We start from the raw sequence: 17,219 nt of genomic DNA on the forward strand, positions 1-17,219 counted from the left end.
GCTCGCAAAGGTAACCAAACGCATAACAAAATCCTAAAAATTACTGTAGCAACTTGTCTAAAAATCTCAACTTTTGATAATAAGTTTTTAATTCCTCTTTTGCCTCAGAAATGTTTTGTTCGACTTCTGCAATCAGTTTTTCCGCATTAGAAGAATTGTTGAAAAAACCAATGTTATTACCCCAAACTACGATGTTATTTTCTATTTGTTTTACTTTGTTTGCAAGACGAAGTCTTTCTTTTACCACACGATTTTCACCATCAGGTTCTTGAATAATAGCAGTATATTTACCCATATACTGTTGCAATTGCATTTCTTCTTCGGTAATTTCAAGTTTTTCTAACTTGCCTTTTACAGCTTTATCAAAAGATGTAGTTACAGATTTCTTTTCATCTATAGGTACATATCCTGTGGCATGGAATTCTGTTTGCAATTGTTGCAATTCTTTGAGTGCATTCTCTGATTCATCCACATTGAAGTCTTCAATCTTCTGAATAATAGCTTGCTTTTTCTCAAGATTTTCTTTTTGTTGCTCTTCTGATGCCGCTTCTACTTTGCCTGAACGTCTGTCAAAGAAACGGTCACAAGCCGTACGGAATCTGTCCCAAAGTTTTTGAGAATATTTATATTGTACTGGGCCAACTTCTTTCCACTGTTTTTGCAACTCAATAAGATAATCAGTTGTCATATTCCAATCCTCACTATCCATAACAGCTTCAGCCATTTCGCATAGTTGGATTTTCTTTGCCATGTTTTGTTTGAATTCTTCACGCTGTGCTTTATGTGCATCTCTTTTTGCTTGGAAGAAAGTGTCACAAGCTTTGCGGAAACGATCGTAAATAGCTTGATTCTGCTTTTTGGGAGCAAAACCAATAGTTTTCCATTCTTCTTGTAACTCTTTTACGATAGAAGCTACCTTATTCCATTGCTTATTTGAAGTTGGCATTGGGGTAAGAAGTGCTTCTGCTTTCTCACACAAAATTTCTTTTTTGGCTAGATTTTCTTTTTGTTCGCTCTTCAGTTTTACAAAATACTCTTGATGTTTTTTATGGATTGCTTTAGAAGCTTCTTTGAATTCTAGCCATAGTTCTTCACGCAGTTCTCTTTTTACTGGACCTGTTTCTTTCCATTTATTATGGAGCTTTTGCAGGCGATCAAAGGATTTTTTTACCGAGGGTTCATCAACTAGGGATTTTGCTTCTTCCAGCAACTTAGTTTTGATTTCTAGATTCTTTTTAAAATCTAAGTCGCGAAGCTCTTTATTAATGCGAATATAATCGTAGAAATTTTCTACATGGAAATGATAATTACGCCACAGTTCATTTACATTAGACAAAGGCACTAAACCTATTGATTTCCATTCATCTTGCAACGCATGAAATTCTTTAAATGTTTCACTTAGAGATTCCTGCTTATTGATAAGATTTTTGATTCCTTCAATAATCTCATATTTTCTTTCAAGATTTTTTTGTTTCTCAGCTTCTAACTTTTTATTGTATTCGGCTTTTTTATCTCTATATTTTGCTAATAAACCTTTAAATTGTTCTTCATAAAGGCTGGAGTAAGTAAACTCTTCAGGCTTACCACCTTCTTCAATGAACTTTGTTCGTTCCTTGTTTTTCTCTTGATTGTACCTTCGGTAGAATGTTGCTTGTAGCCTGTCAACCAACTCTTTTATTTTTGTTAAATCAGCCTCTTCGATAAGAAGCCTTAGAGTTGCTACCATTTTCTCTTCTGTGTACGTACTGAAGTCTGTATCTTTTAGGCGAGCAGAGATAGAAGGCGTGCTGGTCTTTTCATTTTCTTCATCGTTGTTTCCTTCAGCTGGTCTCTCCTCATTACTGTTTTCAGAGGTCACAGCCTTATCAGCTTCTGAAACTTCTTTCGCTTCTGGCGCTTTAGCTACTTCCTTAACTTCCTCATTAGATTTCGCAGTAGGAGCCTCTTTTTCCTCTTTTACGATATTTTGGTTATTTTCGTTTGAGGCTGAAACATTTTCTTGCTCATTGCTTTTGTTTTCTAAAGCTTCTTCAGTCTTGTCCTCATGGTCTAGAGGATTTTGATTTTGGTCAGGCATAATCATCGTGTACGTTTATCTTTTTTTATTCTCAAAAAAAGTATTAGTTATTCTTATAATATTGCTTCTATTATCATTATAGAAGTAAAAAAGTCAATCATTTACCACTTTGGTATTGATAGAATAGGCTTCGAAGATACTAAGATATTTTCAAAAAATCATAAAAACGTCGCTAATCCTTGTTTTTTGTTAAGTTCATAAATGCAAACTGCCCAAGGATAGAAATCCTCAGGCAGTATAGTTTCGTCAATTATTCTAATTGAATTATGCTTTGGCTCCGTGAGCTAAAAGGCAAGATAATGCAATAGAATTTAATTTGTCTTGTGTGGTATCTCCTCTAGATGACAAAATTGTAGGTACTTTAGCTCCTAAAACTGCAGCGGCAATACGTGATTTTGCTAACTTGGTTGAAGTTTTATAGAAAACATTTCCAGCCTCAATATTTGAGAATACCAAGCAATCTGCATCTCCAGCAACAGGAGAATCTACTTTCTTGATTTTTACAGCCTCTTCATCAATAGCAGCATCTATAGAAAGCGGTCCATCTACTACACAACCTTTAATTTGTCCTCTTTGGTTCATTTTAGAAATCACAGAGAATTCCATATTTGATTCTAACTGCGGTAATACTTGTTCACTTGCAGAGACTAAGGCAACTTTAGGGTTTTCTACACCTAAAGCACGGGCTGTTTGTGCTACGTTGTTTGTAATTGTTATCTTTTGTTTGAAATCCGGTAGTGGTATCACTGCCACATCACCTACGATAAGTAGCTTATGATAGTTCGTATTTTCAAAAACAGTAACGTGGCTCAATGTGCCTTTATATGGAAGTAGTCCTTTTTCCTTATTAAGAATTGCTCTCATAAATTTATCGGTACTTACGAGACCTTTCATAATCATTTCTCCCTTGCCTTCATGGATTAATTCAACGGCTTTTGCAGCTGCTTTCACATCAACAGGTTCATGCACGATTGTAAAATCTGAAACATTGTAATTGTTTTCCTTACAAACTTTTTCAATCTCGTCTTTATCACCAACGATGGTTGCGTTGATAATCCCTTTTTGTACCGCCTGGTATAAAGCACCAATCGTATGGTCATCATTTGCATAAGCAGCAACTAGATTTTTCTTTGGTTTTCCTTCCAAAGCGACGAACATATCGTCTAATTTTTTAATATCCATATCCTTTATACTTTTTATGATTGTTTAATAAGTCTTTTTGTATCCTTAGCGATTACTAACTCTTCGTTAGTGGTTATTGTCATTGCCAGCACTTTCGAGTCGTCAGTACTTATGATAGCATCCTTGCCTCTGATGTTATTCTTTTCAACATCAACATATAACCCTATGTATTCAAAATTCTCTAAAATTTTCTTGCGGGTATTAGCATCATTTTCACCAATTCCTCCAGTAAATACAATTAAATCCACACCATTGAGGATAGCAATATAAGAACCAACAAATTTTTGTACACGATGAGAAAACATATCTAATGCTAATTGTGCGCGTTCATTTCCTTCAGCGGCTGCATCTTCAAGGTCTCTCATATCTGAAGAAATTCCTGAAATACCTTGCATACCGCTTTCCTTGTTTATTAGTGTATTTGCTTGGCCAATATTCAAGTGTTTCTTTTCCGCGATATATAGTAAAGCTCCAAGGTCAAGGTTACCAGTACGTGTACCCATAATAAGACCTTCGTTTGGTGTAAATCCCATAGAAGTTTCTACAGATTGTCCTTTGTTAATTGCACACACTGAAGCACCATTTCCTAAGTGGCATGTTACGATTTTTTTGTCTTTAATGTTCCATCCCAAAATATCACAAGCTTTTTCTGCTACAAACTTATGACTGGTTCCATGAAACCCATATTTCCTAATTTTTAAGTCCGTGTACATTTCATACGGTAAAGCATACATAAATGCTTTTGATGGAAGTGTTTGGTGAAATGCTGTGTCAAAAACAGCCACTTGAGGTACTGCAGGCATTTTTTCTTTTACCGTTAAAATACCTTTTAGGTTTGCGGGATTATGTAGGGGGGCAAGCTCAGCACATTGTGCTATTTTTTCAATAGCTTCATCATCGAGCAGTGTACTGTCGTTGAAAAAACTGCCACCATGGGCTACACGGTGTCCAACACCATCTATTTCATCTAATGAAGAAATTGCACCATTTTCACTATCTACTAACAGCTCAAAAATGGCATTGATCCCTTTTGCATGATCAGGAATAGGCATTGTTTTCTTGATTTTTTCTTCAGCATTATGGTTTATAATACCATTTTCCAATCCAATACGCTCTACTAATCCTTTAGCCATTATTTCTCCATCATTACCATTTTCCAAGTTCAGCAGTTGGTATTTTATGGATGAGCTACCGCAGTTAAGTACTAAAATATTCATTTTCTTTTTATATGTTTGGTTATCATCTATTAACGGAACAAAGCCGTGCGTATTTACACGGCTTACTATTTTACGATTCAAAAGTATTGAAAAAGAGACTTGTCCGCAAACAAATCTCTTAATTTTTCTAAGACTTAACTCTTTCTTTATATGCGTTTGTCGCTGTATCTATTTTGATAATGTCTCCAGTGTTTATAAACAACGGAACCATTATTGTTGCGCCTGTCTCTATAGTAGCAGGTTTTAGTGAATTTGTAGATGAAGTGTCACCACGCAAGCCTGGCTCTGTATAAGTTACTTCCATATCAACAGAAGGTTGCATATCTGCTAGCAGAGGTGTTTCTGTATCAGCATGTACCACCAGTTCAATAGCGTCACCTTCTTTTAATAATTCTGGGTTAGGAATCATTTCTTCTTGCAGTGCCAATTGTTCATAAGTTTCTACATGCATAATATGATATCCCATATCGTCTTTGTACAAAAACTGATAGGGACGACGCTCAATTCTAGCTTCTTCAACTTTGACTCCAGATGCAAAAGTATTTTCTAAAACTCTGCCTGTTTGTACATTTTTTAGCTTTGTTCTTACAAATGCAGGACCTTTACCTGGTTTCACATGTTGAAATTCTACGATAAAATATAATCCATCTTTGAAATGAATACACATTCCATTTTTAAAATCTGCTGTTGATGCCATACAATGTATACTTTTATTTTGAATGCAAAGGTAGTTTTTTCTTTGTAAAAATCCTTATAAAAGTTTCTTCTTAGAGGTCGTCACTTGAAACTTCTTCAGATAGAACGGCGTAAAATAAGCCACATCAGTAAAATCCTTGTCTAGATAAGCTTTTTGAGCCAGTAGAATCATTTGTGATGCCTTAGGATATATGTTATTGAAGAACTTAGCTTTTGGAGAATGACATATTTCACTGAATTTCTCAGCACCATTCCCGAAGAATGCAATTTCTTGCTTTTCTAATAATGATGAAAATGACTTTTCGTCTAATATTTTAGCTTCTATTTCACTTAAAGGTTTTAAGTCTGCATTAAAAAGTTGACAATAGACTTCCATACGTCGGGCATCTATCATAGGACAACGTAAGCCAGTAGCAGAGAGAGAAGTGTTATTAGCTAAGGCTTGTAGTGTGTTGATGGTAAGCAGAGGAATCTGTAATGCATAGCAAATACCTTTTGCCACAGAAGTCCCGATACGCAAACCTGTATAGGATCCAGGACCTTGACTTATAGCTACAGCGTCAATGTCACTCATCGAGTACTTTGAATCCTTCAAAAGTTCTTTAATGAGAACCGTGATTAGTTTAGCATGATTTTGCCCTTCGGTATCAATCTTTTCTGCCACAAGTTCGCCTTCATTGCCCAAAGCTACGGAGCAAATAGCGGTTGAAGTTTCTATATTTAATATTAAAGCCATGCAACAAAGATAAATTGTTTTTCACAAAAAAGGCATACAGAGTACTGCATGCCTTTACAAGTTAGTTTGACTATTCTTTGAAATTTATGCTACTTCTTCTTTAATTTGTTTTACCCATTTTTCGATACGTCCATCAGTAAGCTCTGACTGATTGTCTTCATCGATAACCAGACCAACAAATTGACCATCAACTTCAGAGATAGATTCATCAAACTCGTATCCATCAGTCGATGTAAAACCTACCACCTTTTTGCAATTGTCTTTTACAGCTTCATAAACTAAGCCCATGCCATCACAAAATGTGTCAGGATAACCATCTTGGTCACCCAATCCAAATAAGGCAATGGTTTTGTCAGATAAATCAGCTTCTTTCAAAGTATCTAAAAAGTCTTCAAAATCATCCTGTAAATCACCAATGCCCCATGTTGATATACCTAGAATAATAAACTCACCATTTAGGTTTTCCTCGCTTGCGTCAGCTACATCGATTGCTGTGACTCCCTCTCCGTAAGCATCTTTGATTTTCTCAGCAACATCTGCAGTATTACCTCCAGAAGAACCGTATAAAATTACTGTATCCATATTATTACTTATTTATTTTAATTAAGACTCGATAAAAATAGATAAAATATCTTAGATAACAAATTTATAAAAGGAAAAAGGAGCAAAATTTGCTCCTTTTTCCTTTTATAAGTAATGTAGTAAATGTTTATTATTCATACTTTGGCAATGCAGAATAACTGATTTTAAGCGCACTTGCTTTTCTCAATTCTTGCTTAACCGCTGTTACAATACCCATCTTAGATTTTTTATCAATCTTTAGCGAAACAATCATCTTGTTTTGCTCAGCTTCAGCAATTTCTGCACGCTGGTTGGCAATAAATGATGGTATATCTTGAATATTACGTATCGAACCGTTCAGTTCTACACGATCTTCTTTACCAAATACTTTTTGAAATTTTTCAATTGGTTTACCAATAGAAATGTTGGTAACCAATTCTTTACGTTCAAGTTGTGTAACTTCCTTTGCAGAGACCGGACGCACTGTTACTACAGGATCACTGTCTTTCATTGTGGTAGAAACCATAAAGAAAAACAAGAGCATAAAAATAATGTCTGGTAGTGATGCTGTGGAAATAGCAGGTGTTTCCTTTTCTCCGCTTCTTGTAAATTTAGCCATTATTTTATGTTTTTAGGTTCTGCTTCAGAAATAGACATAGGTACCATCTTTTTGATGACCTCTACTTTCTCCTCTTCCTTGTCTTGAACCAATTGGTTATAAGACTTTTTATACACTTCTCTCGCTTTATCTTCCCTAATTTGCTCAAATGCAGTTGCTAAAGCATCTTGTACAGCAATGTATACTTCATAAGTAGTACCACGGTCATTTTGCAGAGAAACTACTCCTTTAGAAACTTCAGCTTCTCCATAGCCTTCAATTTGAGTCATCTTTTTTTCTGGACGATCTTCACTATTGGTTTTGTTTTCAATAAATTCACGAGCTTTTTGAGTGATTTCAGAAATTCTCACTTCTTCACCGTTCATCTGAATTTGATCTTGTTTATTAACCAATACAGAAAGAAGATTTCTCTTTTCAATTTTAGGTGGATTATCTACTTTTTCCATCGGAGGTAATTTCCTGAAAATACCGGTCTGTGTATCCATCGTAGTTGTTACCAAAAAGAATATTAGTAACAAGAAAGCGATGTCTGCCATAGAGCCCGCATTCAATTCAGGTGCTTTTCTTCTAGCCATATTATACTTTCTTTATTTTATTAAAATCTGATAAAGTTCTTAATGAAGCTTTATCTTTAAACTCATTCACAGATTTATTTTACTTCGTCAACTTAATAACGTAAGAAAACGCTATTGAAAGGATAGTAAGTATCAATAATATCCAAGAAGTCCAGATGCAAACACCAGCTAGTGTTAGTCGGAATTCATTTGTGAACATTCTGCCGTCAGATAATAATACTGGATCAGTATCAGTAAGCATATACGCTACAAATACGACAGCTGCCAATAAAGCTAGTCCTAATAGACTTTTCATAGACTCTTTTGGAGATTGTATAAATCCCCAAATCGCAATGATTAATGCAGCTGCAATAGCAACTATCATCAATACAAATGCTAGGTTCAAAGCTAATGAGGTGTAGTTTGGTTGATAGAATACATCTGCATCAGTTGCAGTAGAAAGTGCACCTTCCGTACCACCGCCAAAGTAGAATAATCCCATAACTACTACCGTAATAGCTATAATGATATATAATACAATTTTTGATATATTTTTCATACTAATAATGAATTTTTTAGATTAGTGTGTAACAACTACGCGATCAACATTCTTTGCTTTATGCTTAACAATCATGTCAAGTAAAGAAATAGAAGCATCTTCCATGTCGTTAACTTGGCTGTCAATCATTGATACGATAAGGTTATAGAATACTTGAAGGATAATCGCAACAATCAAACCAGATACAGTTGTAATCAAGGCAACTTTAATACCTCCCGCAACAATAGTTGCACTAATATTACCTGCAGCTTGGATGTTGTCGAATGCACCAATCATACCGATTACTGTACCCATGAAACCTAACATCGGAGCCAAAGCAATAAATAGTCCAATCCAAGATAAACCTTTTTCTAAACGTCCCATTTGTACACCACCGTAAGAAACAACAGATTTCTCTACCATCTCTATACCTTGGTCATAACGATCAAGACCTTGATAGAAGATACTTGCTAATGGTCCTCTTGTGTTACGTGCTACTTCTTTAGCAGACTCTACACCGCCGTTTTCAAGTGCATCCTCAACTTTAGCAACAAGTTTCTTCTTGTTTGAAGAAGCAAGACCTAAGTAAATAATACGCTCAATTGAAAAAGCTAAACCTAAAATAAGACATAATAGTACGAAACTCATGAAGATTGCTCCACCCTCAATGAATTTATTCTTTACTACTTTGTGAAGTCCTTGGTCATTTTGCTCTACCTGAACAGTTTCACTAGCGTCATCTTGTGCAACCGCAATGTTAGCAGCTCCAATTGTAAGCATCATGATTAATGCTACTAATGCAATTAATTTTTTCATAACTTAAAATAATTTATTAAAATTTAGTATTAAACACTTTTTATTTGTTTCAATTGATAATCGACGACCAAAATACGAAAAAAAAACAAAACATGTAAAGAAATATTATGATATTTCTCCTTTTAAACTTGTTTGACAACGTTTTCTTAACATTTCAGAAGATAAATTTTGCCCTAAAAGGTGCATCAATTTTGTTAAGGCAGCCTCTGTAGTCATGTCGCCGCCATCGATTACACCCGCCTCTGCTAGTCCTCTTCCTGCTTCATAAATATTCATATTCACACTACCCGCTTTACATTGGGAAATATTGATAATATGAATGCCTCTATTTATTGCTTGTCTCAGCATTTCTAAAAACCAAGAATCTGTCATGGCATTGCCTGCGCCATAAGTCTCTAAGATTATTCCTTTTAAATTAGGAATAGAAATGATGCTTTGGACTATTTCCTTGCCAATAGATGGGAATAGTTTTAAAATACAAACGTTTGTATCCATCTTTGTATTAATACCGAAATGCCCCGAACTTGGTTCATTAATACGATGATGATTATATTTAATATGAATACCTATATTAGCAAGTTCTCGATAGTTGTAGGAATGAAAGGCATCAAAATCTTCAGAATTGTGTTTTGTGGTTCTATTGCCTCTCATGAGTTTATCCTCGAATAATATAGCGACTTCAGGAACGATGGCTTTTTCATTTTTGTAAGCTGCAGCAATTTCAATAGCAGTAATGAAATTTTCTTTTCCATCGGTACGTAGCATTCCTATAGGAAGTTGCGAACCAGTGAAAATAATTGGTTTTTGCAGATTCTCTAGCATAAAACTCAGAGCAGAAGCAGAGTAGGACATCGTGTCGGTTCCATGCAATACAACAAAGCCGTCATATTGATTGTAGTTAGTCTTTATCGTTTTAGCAAGCTTTACCCAAACTTCCACGGTTACATCAGAAGAATCTATAGCTGGTTCAAAGGCTATAGTATCGAGTTGGTGTGCAAAACGCTTTAATTCTGGAAATTCATCCCAAATTTTATCGAAATTGAAAGGCTGCAAACTTCCGGTTTCTTGATTTTGAATCATGCCAATAGTTCCACCTGTATATATTATTAGAATTTTTCGTTGCATATCTTTAGCTTAGTTTAAAGAGGCGATTGGCATTTTGAGCTGTTTGTTTAGCCACTTCCTCTATATTAATATGATGTATTTCTGCCAATCGTTTCGCTATTAGAGGTAAGTAAGAAGGTTCATTCTGTTTCCCTCTGTATGGGGAAGGTGCTAGGTATGGACTGTCTGTCTCTAGTATAAGATGTTCTAACCCTATATTCGCTAAAGTTTTATCAACCCCAGAATTTTTAAATGTTAAAACGCCACCCACGCCTAAGTAAAAGCCTAGGTCAATCGCCTGTGTTGCTTGCTCAAATGTGCCGGTGAAGCAATGCAAAACTCCTTTTAGTCCTTTCCCTCTATAATCTTCCAATAGTTCGAGCATTTGCGGAAAAGCATCACGCACATGTACTGAAATAGGGAGTTCTTTTTCAATGGCAACATCAGCTTGATATCGGAAGGCATCTATTTGCCGATTAAGTGTGGTTTTATCCCAATACAAATCTAGTCCAATTTCACCTACAGCAATATATTCACTAGAAAATTGGGAGAATATAGCGTCTAGTGCTGTTTTATAATCATCTTTCACGTCGCAAGGATGTAGCCCTAGCATTGGATAGCAATAGTTGGGAAATTCTTTTGTTAGTGAGAGCATGGGTGAAATTGATGCAACATCTATATTTGGCATCAGTATTTTACTAATGCCTGCCTGTTTTGCTCGATAGATGATATTGTCACTATCCTCTATCATATTTTCTACATATATATGTGCGTGGGTATCTATAAAGTTCATCGGTATAAATTTCTTACACAAAAAAACAAAAAAAAGTTGAGAGAATAGTCTTCACTTTGCTGTTGTGTAAATATTATTTCTTCTATGCGTAGTAACTAGAATTGATTAAGCGATACTGTCCCCTCTTCTTAAAATTTGAATAGATAATCTATCCTAGGAATAATTATATTGTCCATCTAAAATGTATAACCAATACCGAACTGGATACTGCCACCAATCAATCTTTGTAGATATTGTTCATTTTGAAATGGAATTACTGTGTGTGTTTTGAAAGTGGGATTTATATAAAATGAGAAATTATTGATCTCGTATTTTGCCCCTATCCCTAAACCAAATCCAATTCCTGATTGCGTATTGAAACTACGATCCTTGCTTTGGAAATGCAAGAAAGCCCCTCCATTGCAGAAGAAATAGTTGCCAAAAGTATAGTTTAGGTACACTGGGATGGCTATTATTTTAAAATCTTCATATTTGGCTGATAAGAGTTGATAAGTTCCTGTGTATGCAGAAGTAATTTTTACTGTTCCGCTACTAAGAGTCACACCAGTTTCTAAGGATAACTGTGGTTTTAATTCTCTTAAATATTTTACTCCTAATTCATAACAATTTTCGTTATCATAACTTGCGTCACCGTCTAATGACGCGCGCATGAGGTCATTATCAGCAAAACCATAAAAGATACGAACCTCATTGTTGCTTTGAGAATATCCTTTTAAACAAAAAAATAGGAACACAACTAAAAAAAAATAGCAGAATTAATTTTCATAAATTTTTAAATATGTATATTGTGGTCCAATTTAGTGTTTTTTCCTCATGAGGGGACGGTTTTTACATTATTTATTTAAACAATTTTTGAACTTAACAAATGATACCATTTTAGAATTTTGACATCTATGTAAATGGAAAATATCTTTAATTGTATCTTGAGCTTCTGTTGTAGAACATGTAATTAAATAATAAAAAAAAACAAATGAAAACATTAGTTTTGTTAGAAACCAGAATAATAATCAAAATCTTAAAATAAAAATAACAATATGAAAGTAGCTGAAAAAATTGCTCTTTTAAAAGAAAAAAGAGAAAAAGCCAAGCTGATGGGAGGAGACCAGCGCCTCACAAAGCAAAAAGAAAAAGGCAAACTAAATGCGAGGGAGCGTTTGGATTTGCTTTTTGATGAAGGAACTTTTCAAGAAATAGATACCTTTATAAAACACCGCTCAGTAAATTTTGGAATGCAAAAAGTAGATATAAACTCTGATGGAGTTATAGTTGGTCATGGGCTAATTAACGGACGCACTGTCTATGCTTTTTCTCAAGATTTTACTTCAAGAGGAGGCTCGCTAGGTGAAATGCATGCTAAAAAAATATGTAAAGTAATGGATCTTGCGATGAAAGCAGGAGCTCCTTTAGTTGGTCTTAACGATTCCGGTGGAGCTAGGGTTGAAGAAGGAGTAGATGCCCTTAGAGGATATGGGAATATATTTTTCAGAAATTCTCGCGCTTCAGGTGTAGTACCTCAGATTTCTGCGATAATGGGACCTTGTGCTGGTGGTGCAGTATATTCTCCTGCTATGACAGACTTTGTATTTATGGTGAAGAAAACCAGCCACATGTTTATCACGAGTCCTTACGTAATTAAAACCGTAACGGGAGAGGAAACAACTTTTGAGGATCTAGGTGGTGCAATGGTACACAATACAAAGAGTGGTAATGCGCACTTTGCTTGTGATAATGATGAAGACACAATTGAACAGATTCGTGACTTATTAACCTATTTGCCTTCAAATAATATGGAACGTCCACCTATGGTTCCTATGGGTGATTCTCCTGATAGAGTGTGTGAGAAATTGGATACGGTCATTCCTGATGATCCTAAAGTACCTTACGATATGAAAGACATTATCCGTGAGATTTTAGATGATGAGGATTTCATGGAAGTGCATGAGCATTATGCAGAAAATGCAATTGTAGGATTTGGAAGGTTGAACAACCGTAGTGTCGGGGTTATTGGTAACCAACCGATGATTTCTGCAGGTACTTTAGATATTGATGCTTCTGATAAGATAAGTAGATTCATTCGTACCTGCGATGCCTTTAATATCCCTATTATCACTTTTGTTGATGTACCCGGATATTTACCAGGAGTTGAGCAAGAGTGGGGCGGTATTATTCGTCATGGAGCTAAGTTGCTCTGGAGCTACTCTGAGGCAACAGTTCCAAAGATGACAGTGATTTGTCGTAAAGATTATGGAGGTGCTTATTTGGCTATGAGTGCTAAATCTTTGGGTGCTGACATGGTATTCGCATGGCCAACAGCAGAAATTGCAGTAATGGGTGCTAAAGGTGCTGTAGAAGTTATTTCTAGTTATCGTAAAGAAATATCAGAGGCAGAGGATAAAGCAGCAAAAACGCAAGAAAAAATAGATGAATATGAAAAAGCATTTAGCGTGCCATATATTGCTGCCGAAAGAGGTTATATAGATGATGTAATTTTACCTTCGGAAACGAGAATACGATTAATTTCAAGCTTAGAGGCATTGGCTAATAAAACAGAACTTCTTCCTGCTAAGAAGCATGGTAATATTCCATTATAAAAAGAAAATTATATGACATTACAAGAGAAGAAAAGAAAAGCCGCTGCTATTGCTGTCGCAACGATGATTGCTCTTCAACAAAAGAACAATCAGGTCGAGGAAGATAGTAGATGGAGATTAATGGGATTGTACAGAGCTACACAAGCTCGAAATGCTCCACATTTATATGGTAGAGGCTTTGGTACCTATAATTGGTAACCTGCATTAAAAAATTAAGTAAAACTATAAAATCAGAAAAAGTGAAATACGATAAGCACGGTGTCTTAGAAATGACACAAGTAAAATACGAGGCAGACAGACCAAAAGCTGCCAACCCGATTAAAATTCAAGACCTAAGTTTCAGAGATGGTCATCAGTCTTTATTTGCTACGCGTGGTCGTACGGAGGATATGATCCCTGTTGCAGAGATGATAGACGAAGTAGGTTTCCATGCCGTAGAGACATGGGGAGGAGCTACGTTTGATACGATGCACAGGTTTTTAGGAGAAGATCCTTGGGAGAGGATAAGAACCCTTAAGAAATATATGCCTAAAACACCATTCTTTATGTTACTTCGTGGGCAGAATGTAGTTGGCTATAGAAATTATTCAGATGATGTAGTGAAAGCATTTGTTCAACGTTCTATTGATAATGGAATGGATATTTTCCGTTGTTTTGATGCGCTGAATGATTTTAGAAACTTTGAAACAGCAGCTCAAGTTATAAAAGACAATAAAAAGCACTTCCAAGGTGTAGTTTGTTATACACTTACGGAGCCTCGCTTAGGTGGCGAAGTGTACAATATGGATTACTATTTGAATAAGGTACGAGAACTAGAAGACTTTGGTGTTGATTCTATCTGTATAAAAGATATGGCTGGACTTATTTCACCTTATGATATTTATAATCTTATTCGTGAAATTAAAAAAATCACAGACACACCTATAAATCTGCATACTCACTTTACTTCAGGAATGGCAGACTTAGCTATTTTTAAAGCAATAGAAGCAGGAGTAGATATTGTAGATACATGTATAGGACCTTATGCTTATCGTACATCTCATCCTGCATGTGAGCCGTTGATTATGTCTTTGCTTGGAACTAACAGAGACTCAGGTTTAGATATTAAGAAAATAACCGATATCTCTGATAAAATGGAAGAAGAGATTATTCCAAAATATAGACATTTAGATAATAATCCTAAGTATGGTATTACTGATATCAATGTAATCCTGCATCAAACTCCAGGTGGTATGATTTCTAATTTGGTAAATCAAATGAAAGCCATGGATGCTCTAGACAGAATTGATGAAGTATTCAAATTATTACCTAAGGTTAGAAAAGATTTAGGTAATATACCTTTGGTTACACCTACTTCTCAAATTGTTGGAGTTCAGACAGTTAATAATGTTTTATTTGATAGTTATGAAGGTGAATATGCTAAAATAACACAGGAAGTGAAAGATTTGTGTTATGGTTTATATGGAGAAACTACCGAGCCTATAAATCCTGAAGTAAGGGCAAAAGCGCTGAAAGGATACCCAAGAGGCGAGGAGCCTATTACTGTTCGCCCAGGCAGTATTTTAGAACCAGAAATGGATCAAGTTAAAGAAAAAGTTGGTGATCTTGCTAAAGATATTGATGATCAAGTGCTTTTCGCGCTATATCCAGTTACAGGAAAGCGCTTCTTAAAATGGAAATATGGTTTAGAACCAATTCCAGAAGAAGTGAAACCTAAAACAATGGAGGATGTAAAGAAAGAGAAAGAATTAATTGAAAAAGCACTTTCAGGTGAATTGACGAGTAAAAAAGGCGGAGATGAAAGCATGGAAGAAATGGAAGTCTTTGTAGATGGTGAAAAATTCACAGTGTCAGTACCAACCTCTTTGATGGGTGGCGCTAGCATGAGCTCAACAGCGATGCCAAGAAAGCGTAAGAAAAAAGAAAAACAAGAGGATAGTGGTGCAGGCAAAGGCAGTATTCTAGCCCCAATTCCAGGAATGATTGTGGAATATAAGGTTAAAGAAGGAGATAAAGTTAATGCAGGAGATGTAGTAGTAGTAGTTGAAGCGATGAAGATGATGAATAATATCGAAACTAAAGTGAGCGGTATTGTTGGAGAAATAAAACTAGACTCTGGTGATTCTGTTGCGAAAAATGATGTTCTATTGATTGTAGAGCCAGAAGAATAACATAACTAAACAGCTAAACTGTAAATTTAAGGATGTCTATTCAACGAGACATCCTTTTTTTGTTGCAAAAGCGTTTGTGTGGAAAGATGATTAGTGTATAATCAATAAATTTCTCTTAATAAACATGTCTGTTAGATTCTTACAATTGCTCCTAAAAAAAGGAACTACCTAAAATAGATAGTTCCTCCTTTAATTATATGATTAAATCTATCGGGTGATTATACGTGTCCTTGAGCTAGCATAGCTTCAGCAACTTTGATAAATCCACCAACGTTGGCTCCTTTCACATAGTTTACTTTATTACCATCTTTCCCATACTCAACGCAAGTATCGTGGATATCTTTCATAATTCTATGTAATTTCTCGTCAACTTCTTCAGCAGTCCATCCGTAACGCATAGAGTTTTGAGCCATTTCTAATCCAGAAACAGCAACACCACCAGCATTAGCTGCTTTACCTGGAGCGAATGTGCAATTCTCAACTAAGTAGTTAACCGCGTCTGCAGTACAACCCATATTTGAAGTTTCAACTACAAATTTACAGCCGTTTTCTACCAATTGCTTAGCATCATCAATATTCAATTCGTTTTGGATAGCACATGGGAAAGCCATATCAACTTTGCACTCCCAAGGTTTCTTGCCCGCGAAGAATTTAGCACCAAATTTTTCAGCATAGGGTTCAACAACATCATTGTTAGAAGCTCTCAATTCTAACATATATTCGATTTTTTCAGGAGTATTGATACCATTCTCATCGTAAACATATCCATCAGGACCTGAAATAGTAACTACTTTAGCACCAAGTTCTGTTAATTTTGAAACAGCACCCCAGCTTACGTTACCAAAACCAGAAACAGCTACTTTTTTATCTTTTATAGAATCTCCTTGCTCATGCAACATGTGTTGAGCAAAGTAAACTGCACCATATCCTGTTGCCTCAGGGCGTAAGATTGATCCACCGAATTCTCTTCCTTTTCCAGTAAGAACACCAGTGAACTCATCGCGAATACGCTTATATTGACCAAATAGGTAACCGATTTCACGTCCGCCTACACCGATATCACCAGCAGGTACGTCAGTATTAGGTCCGATATATTTGCTTAGCTCAGTCATGAAGCTTTGGCAAAAACGCATGATTTCATTGTCTGATCTTCCTTTTGTGTTGAAGTCAGAACCACCTTTACCGCCCCCCATAGGAAGTGTAGTAAGTGCATTTTTGAACGTTTGTTCGAAACCTAAGAATTTTAAAGCACTCAAAGATACAGTTGGATGGAAACGAAGACCTCCCTTGTATGGTCCTATTGCACTGTTAAACTGTACACGATAACCTCTGTTGATATGTACTTCGCCATTATCATCTGTCCAAGGTACTCTAAACATAAATACTCGCTCAGGCTCTACCATTTTCTCAAGTATTTTAGCCTCTTTGTATTTAGGATTAGCTTGATACACATCCCAAATAGTTTCTACTACCTCTTCTACTGCTTGATGAAATTCACTTTCGCCTGGAGTTCTACTCTTAAGGCTCTCCATGAATTGATCGATTTGCTTACTCATCTCTTAAA

17 protein-coding genes are annotated in these 17,219 nt (G+C 35.7%); 3 read left to right on the forward strand and 14 right to left on the reverse strand.

Going from position 1 to position 17,219, the window contains the following annotated elements; genetic code table 11:
* Positions 1-40 precede the first annotated feature (40 nt).
* The 13 genes from C7377_RS04575 to C7377_RS04635 form a co-directional block, all read right to left on the reverse strand.
* Positions 41-2,083 (reverse strand): DUF349 domain-containing protein, encoded by a 2,043-nt coding sequence (locus C7377_RS04575; protein WP_116496126.1) that lies wholly within the window; start codon positions 2,081-2,083, stop codon positions 41-43.
* A gap of 258 nt (positions 2,084-2,341) precedes the next feature.
* Positions 2,342-3,259 (reverse strand): phosphate acyltransferase, encoded by a 918-nt coding sequence (locus tag C7377_RS04580; RefSeq protein ID WP_116496127.1) that lies wholly within the window; start codon positions 3,257-3,259, stop codon positions 2,342-2,344.
* Positions 3,260-3,273: 14 nt separating this feature from the next.
* Positions 3,274-4,476 carry an acetate/propionate family kinase gene (locus C7377_RS04585; RefSeq protein ID WP_116496228.1) on the reverse strand — a complete coding sequence of 401 codons (1,203 nt, stop codon included), beginning with the start codon at positions 4,474-4,476 and terminating at the stop codon, positions 3,274-3,276.
* A 127-nt stretch (positions 4,477-4,603) separates the two neighbouring features.
* A complete protein-coding gene (gene efp / locus C7377_RS04590; protein WP_116496128.1) occupies positions 4,604-5,173 on the reverse strand; it encodes an elongation factor P in 570 nt (189 codons plus the stop codon).
* 54 nt (positions 5,174-5,227) lie between these two features.
* Positions 5,228-5,908, reverse strand: a complete 681-nt coding sequence (gene tsaB / locus C7377_RS04595) for a tRNA (adenosine(37)-N6)-threonylcarbamoyltransferase complex dimerization subunit type 1 TsaB (RefSeq protein WP_116496129.1) — start codon at positions 5,906-5,908, stop codon at positions 5,228-5,230.
* Positions 5,909-5,992: 84 nt separating this feature from the next.
* Positions 5,993-6,490 (reverse strand): flavodoxin, encoded by a 498-nt coding sequence (locus C7377_RS04600; RefSeq protein ID WP_116496130.1) that lies wholly within the window; start codon positions 6,488-6,490, stop codon positions 5,993-5,995.
* A 130-nt stretch (positions 6,491-6,620) separates the two neighbouring features.
* Positions 6,621-7,088, reverse strand: coding sequence for an ExbD/TolR family protein (locus C7377_RS04605; RefSeq protein ID WP_116496131.1), 468 nt, complete (start codon positions 7,086-7,088; stop codon positions 6,621-6,623).
* The gene (locus C7377_RS04610) at positions 7,088-7,663 is read right to left on the reverse strand and encodes an ExbD/TolR family protein (protein ID WP_116496132.1); all 576 of its coding nucleotides are present in this window, start codon (positions 7,661-7,663) and stop codon (positions 7,088-7,090) included. The genes C7377_RS04605 and C7377_RS04610 overlap by 1 nt, the downstream gene beginning before the upstream one ends.
* A gap of 79 nt (positions 7,664-7,742) precedes the next feature.
* Positions 7,743-8,201 (reverse strand): hypothetical protein, encoded by a 459-nt coding sequence (locus C7377_RS04615; protein WP_116496133.1) that lies wholly within the window; start codon positions 8,199-8,201, stop codon positions 7,743-7,745.
* 21 nt (positions 8,202-8,222) lie between these two features.
* Positions 8,223-8,996, reverse strand: coding sequence for a MotA/TolQ/ExbB proton channel family protein (locus C7377_RS04620; protein WP_116496134.1), 774 nt, complete (start codon positions 8,994-8,996; stop codon positions 8,223-8,225).
* Between the two features lie 105 nt (positions 8,997-9,101).
* Positions 9,102-10,121 carry an asparaginase gene (locus C7377_RS04625; RefSeq protein WP_116496135.1) on the reverse strand — a complete coding sequence of 340 codons (1,020 nt, stop codon included), beginning with the start codon at positions 10,119-10,121 and terminating at the stop codon, positions 9,102-9,104.
* A 4-nt stretch (positions 10,122-10,125) separates the two neighbouring features.
* On the reverse strand, positions 10,126-10,893 hold the full coding sequence (locus C7377_RS04630) for a TatD family hydrolase (RefSeq protein WP_116496136.1): 768 nt from the start codon (positions 10,891-10,893) through the stop codon (positions 10,126-10,128).
* 176 nt (positions 10,894-11,069) lie between these two features.
* Positions 11,070-11,627 (reverse strand): hypothetical protein, encoded by a 558-nt coding sequence (locus C7377_RS04635; RefSeq protein ID WP_116496137.1) that lies wholly within the window; start codon positions 11,625-11,627, stop codon positions 11,070-11,072.
* Between the two features lie 300 nt (positions 11,628-11,927).
* Between C7377_RS04635 and C7377_RS04640 the strand changes: the two genes are divergently transcribed.
* The 3 genes from C7377_RS04640 to C7377_RS04650 are packed head-to-tail and all read left to right on the forward strand — an operon-like array spanning position 11,928 to position 15,655.
* A complete protein-coding gene (locus C7377_RS04640) occupies positions 11,928-13,484 on the forward strand; it encodes an acyl-CoA carboxylase subunit beta (protein ID WP_116496138.1) in 1,557 nt (518 codons plus the stop codon).
* Positions 13,485-13,496: 12 nt separating this feature from the next.
* A complete protein-coding gene (locus C7377_RS04645) occupies positions 13,497-13,682 on the forward strand; it encodes a hypothetical protein (RefSeq protein WP_116496139.1) in 186 nt (61 codons plus the stop codon).
* A gap of 41 nt (positions 13,683-13,723) precedes the next feature.
* Complete coding sequence (locus tag C7377_RS04650) at positions 13,724-15,655, forward strand: pyruvate carboxylase subunit B (protein ID WP_207778411.1); 1,932 nt, start codon at positions 13,724-13,726, stop codon at positions 15,653-15,655.
* A 218-nt stretch (positions 15,656-15,873) separates the two neighbouring features.
* Here the strand turns inward: C7377_RS04650 and gdhA are convergent, their stop codons facing one another.
* Complete coding sequence (gene gdhA / locus C7377_RS04655) at positions 15,874-17,211, reverse strand: NADP-specific glutamate dehydrogenase (protein ID WP_116496140.1); 1,338 nt, start codon at positions 17,209-17,211, stop codon at positions 15,874-15,876.
* Between the last annotated feature and the right edge of the window lie 8 nt (positions 17,212-17,219).

Source organism: Balneicella halophila (genome assembly GCF_003096835.1).
In the GTDB taxonomy this organism is placed as follows: Bacteria; Bacteroidota; Bacteroidia; order Bacteroidales; family Balneicellaceae; genus Balneicella; species Balneicella halophila.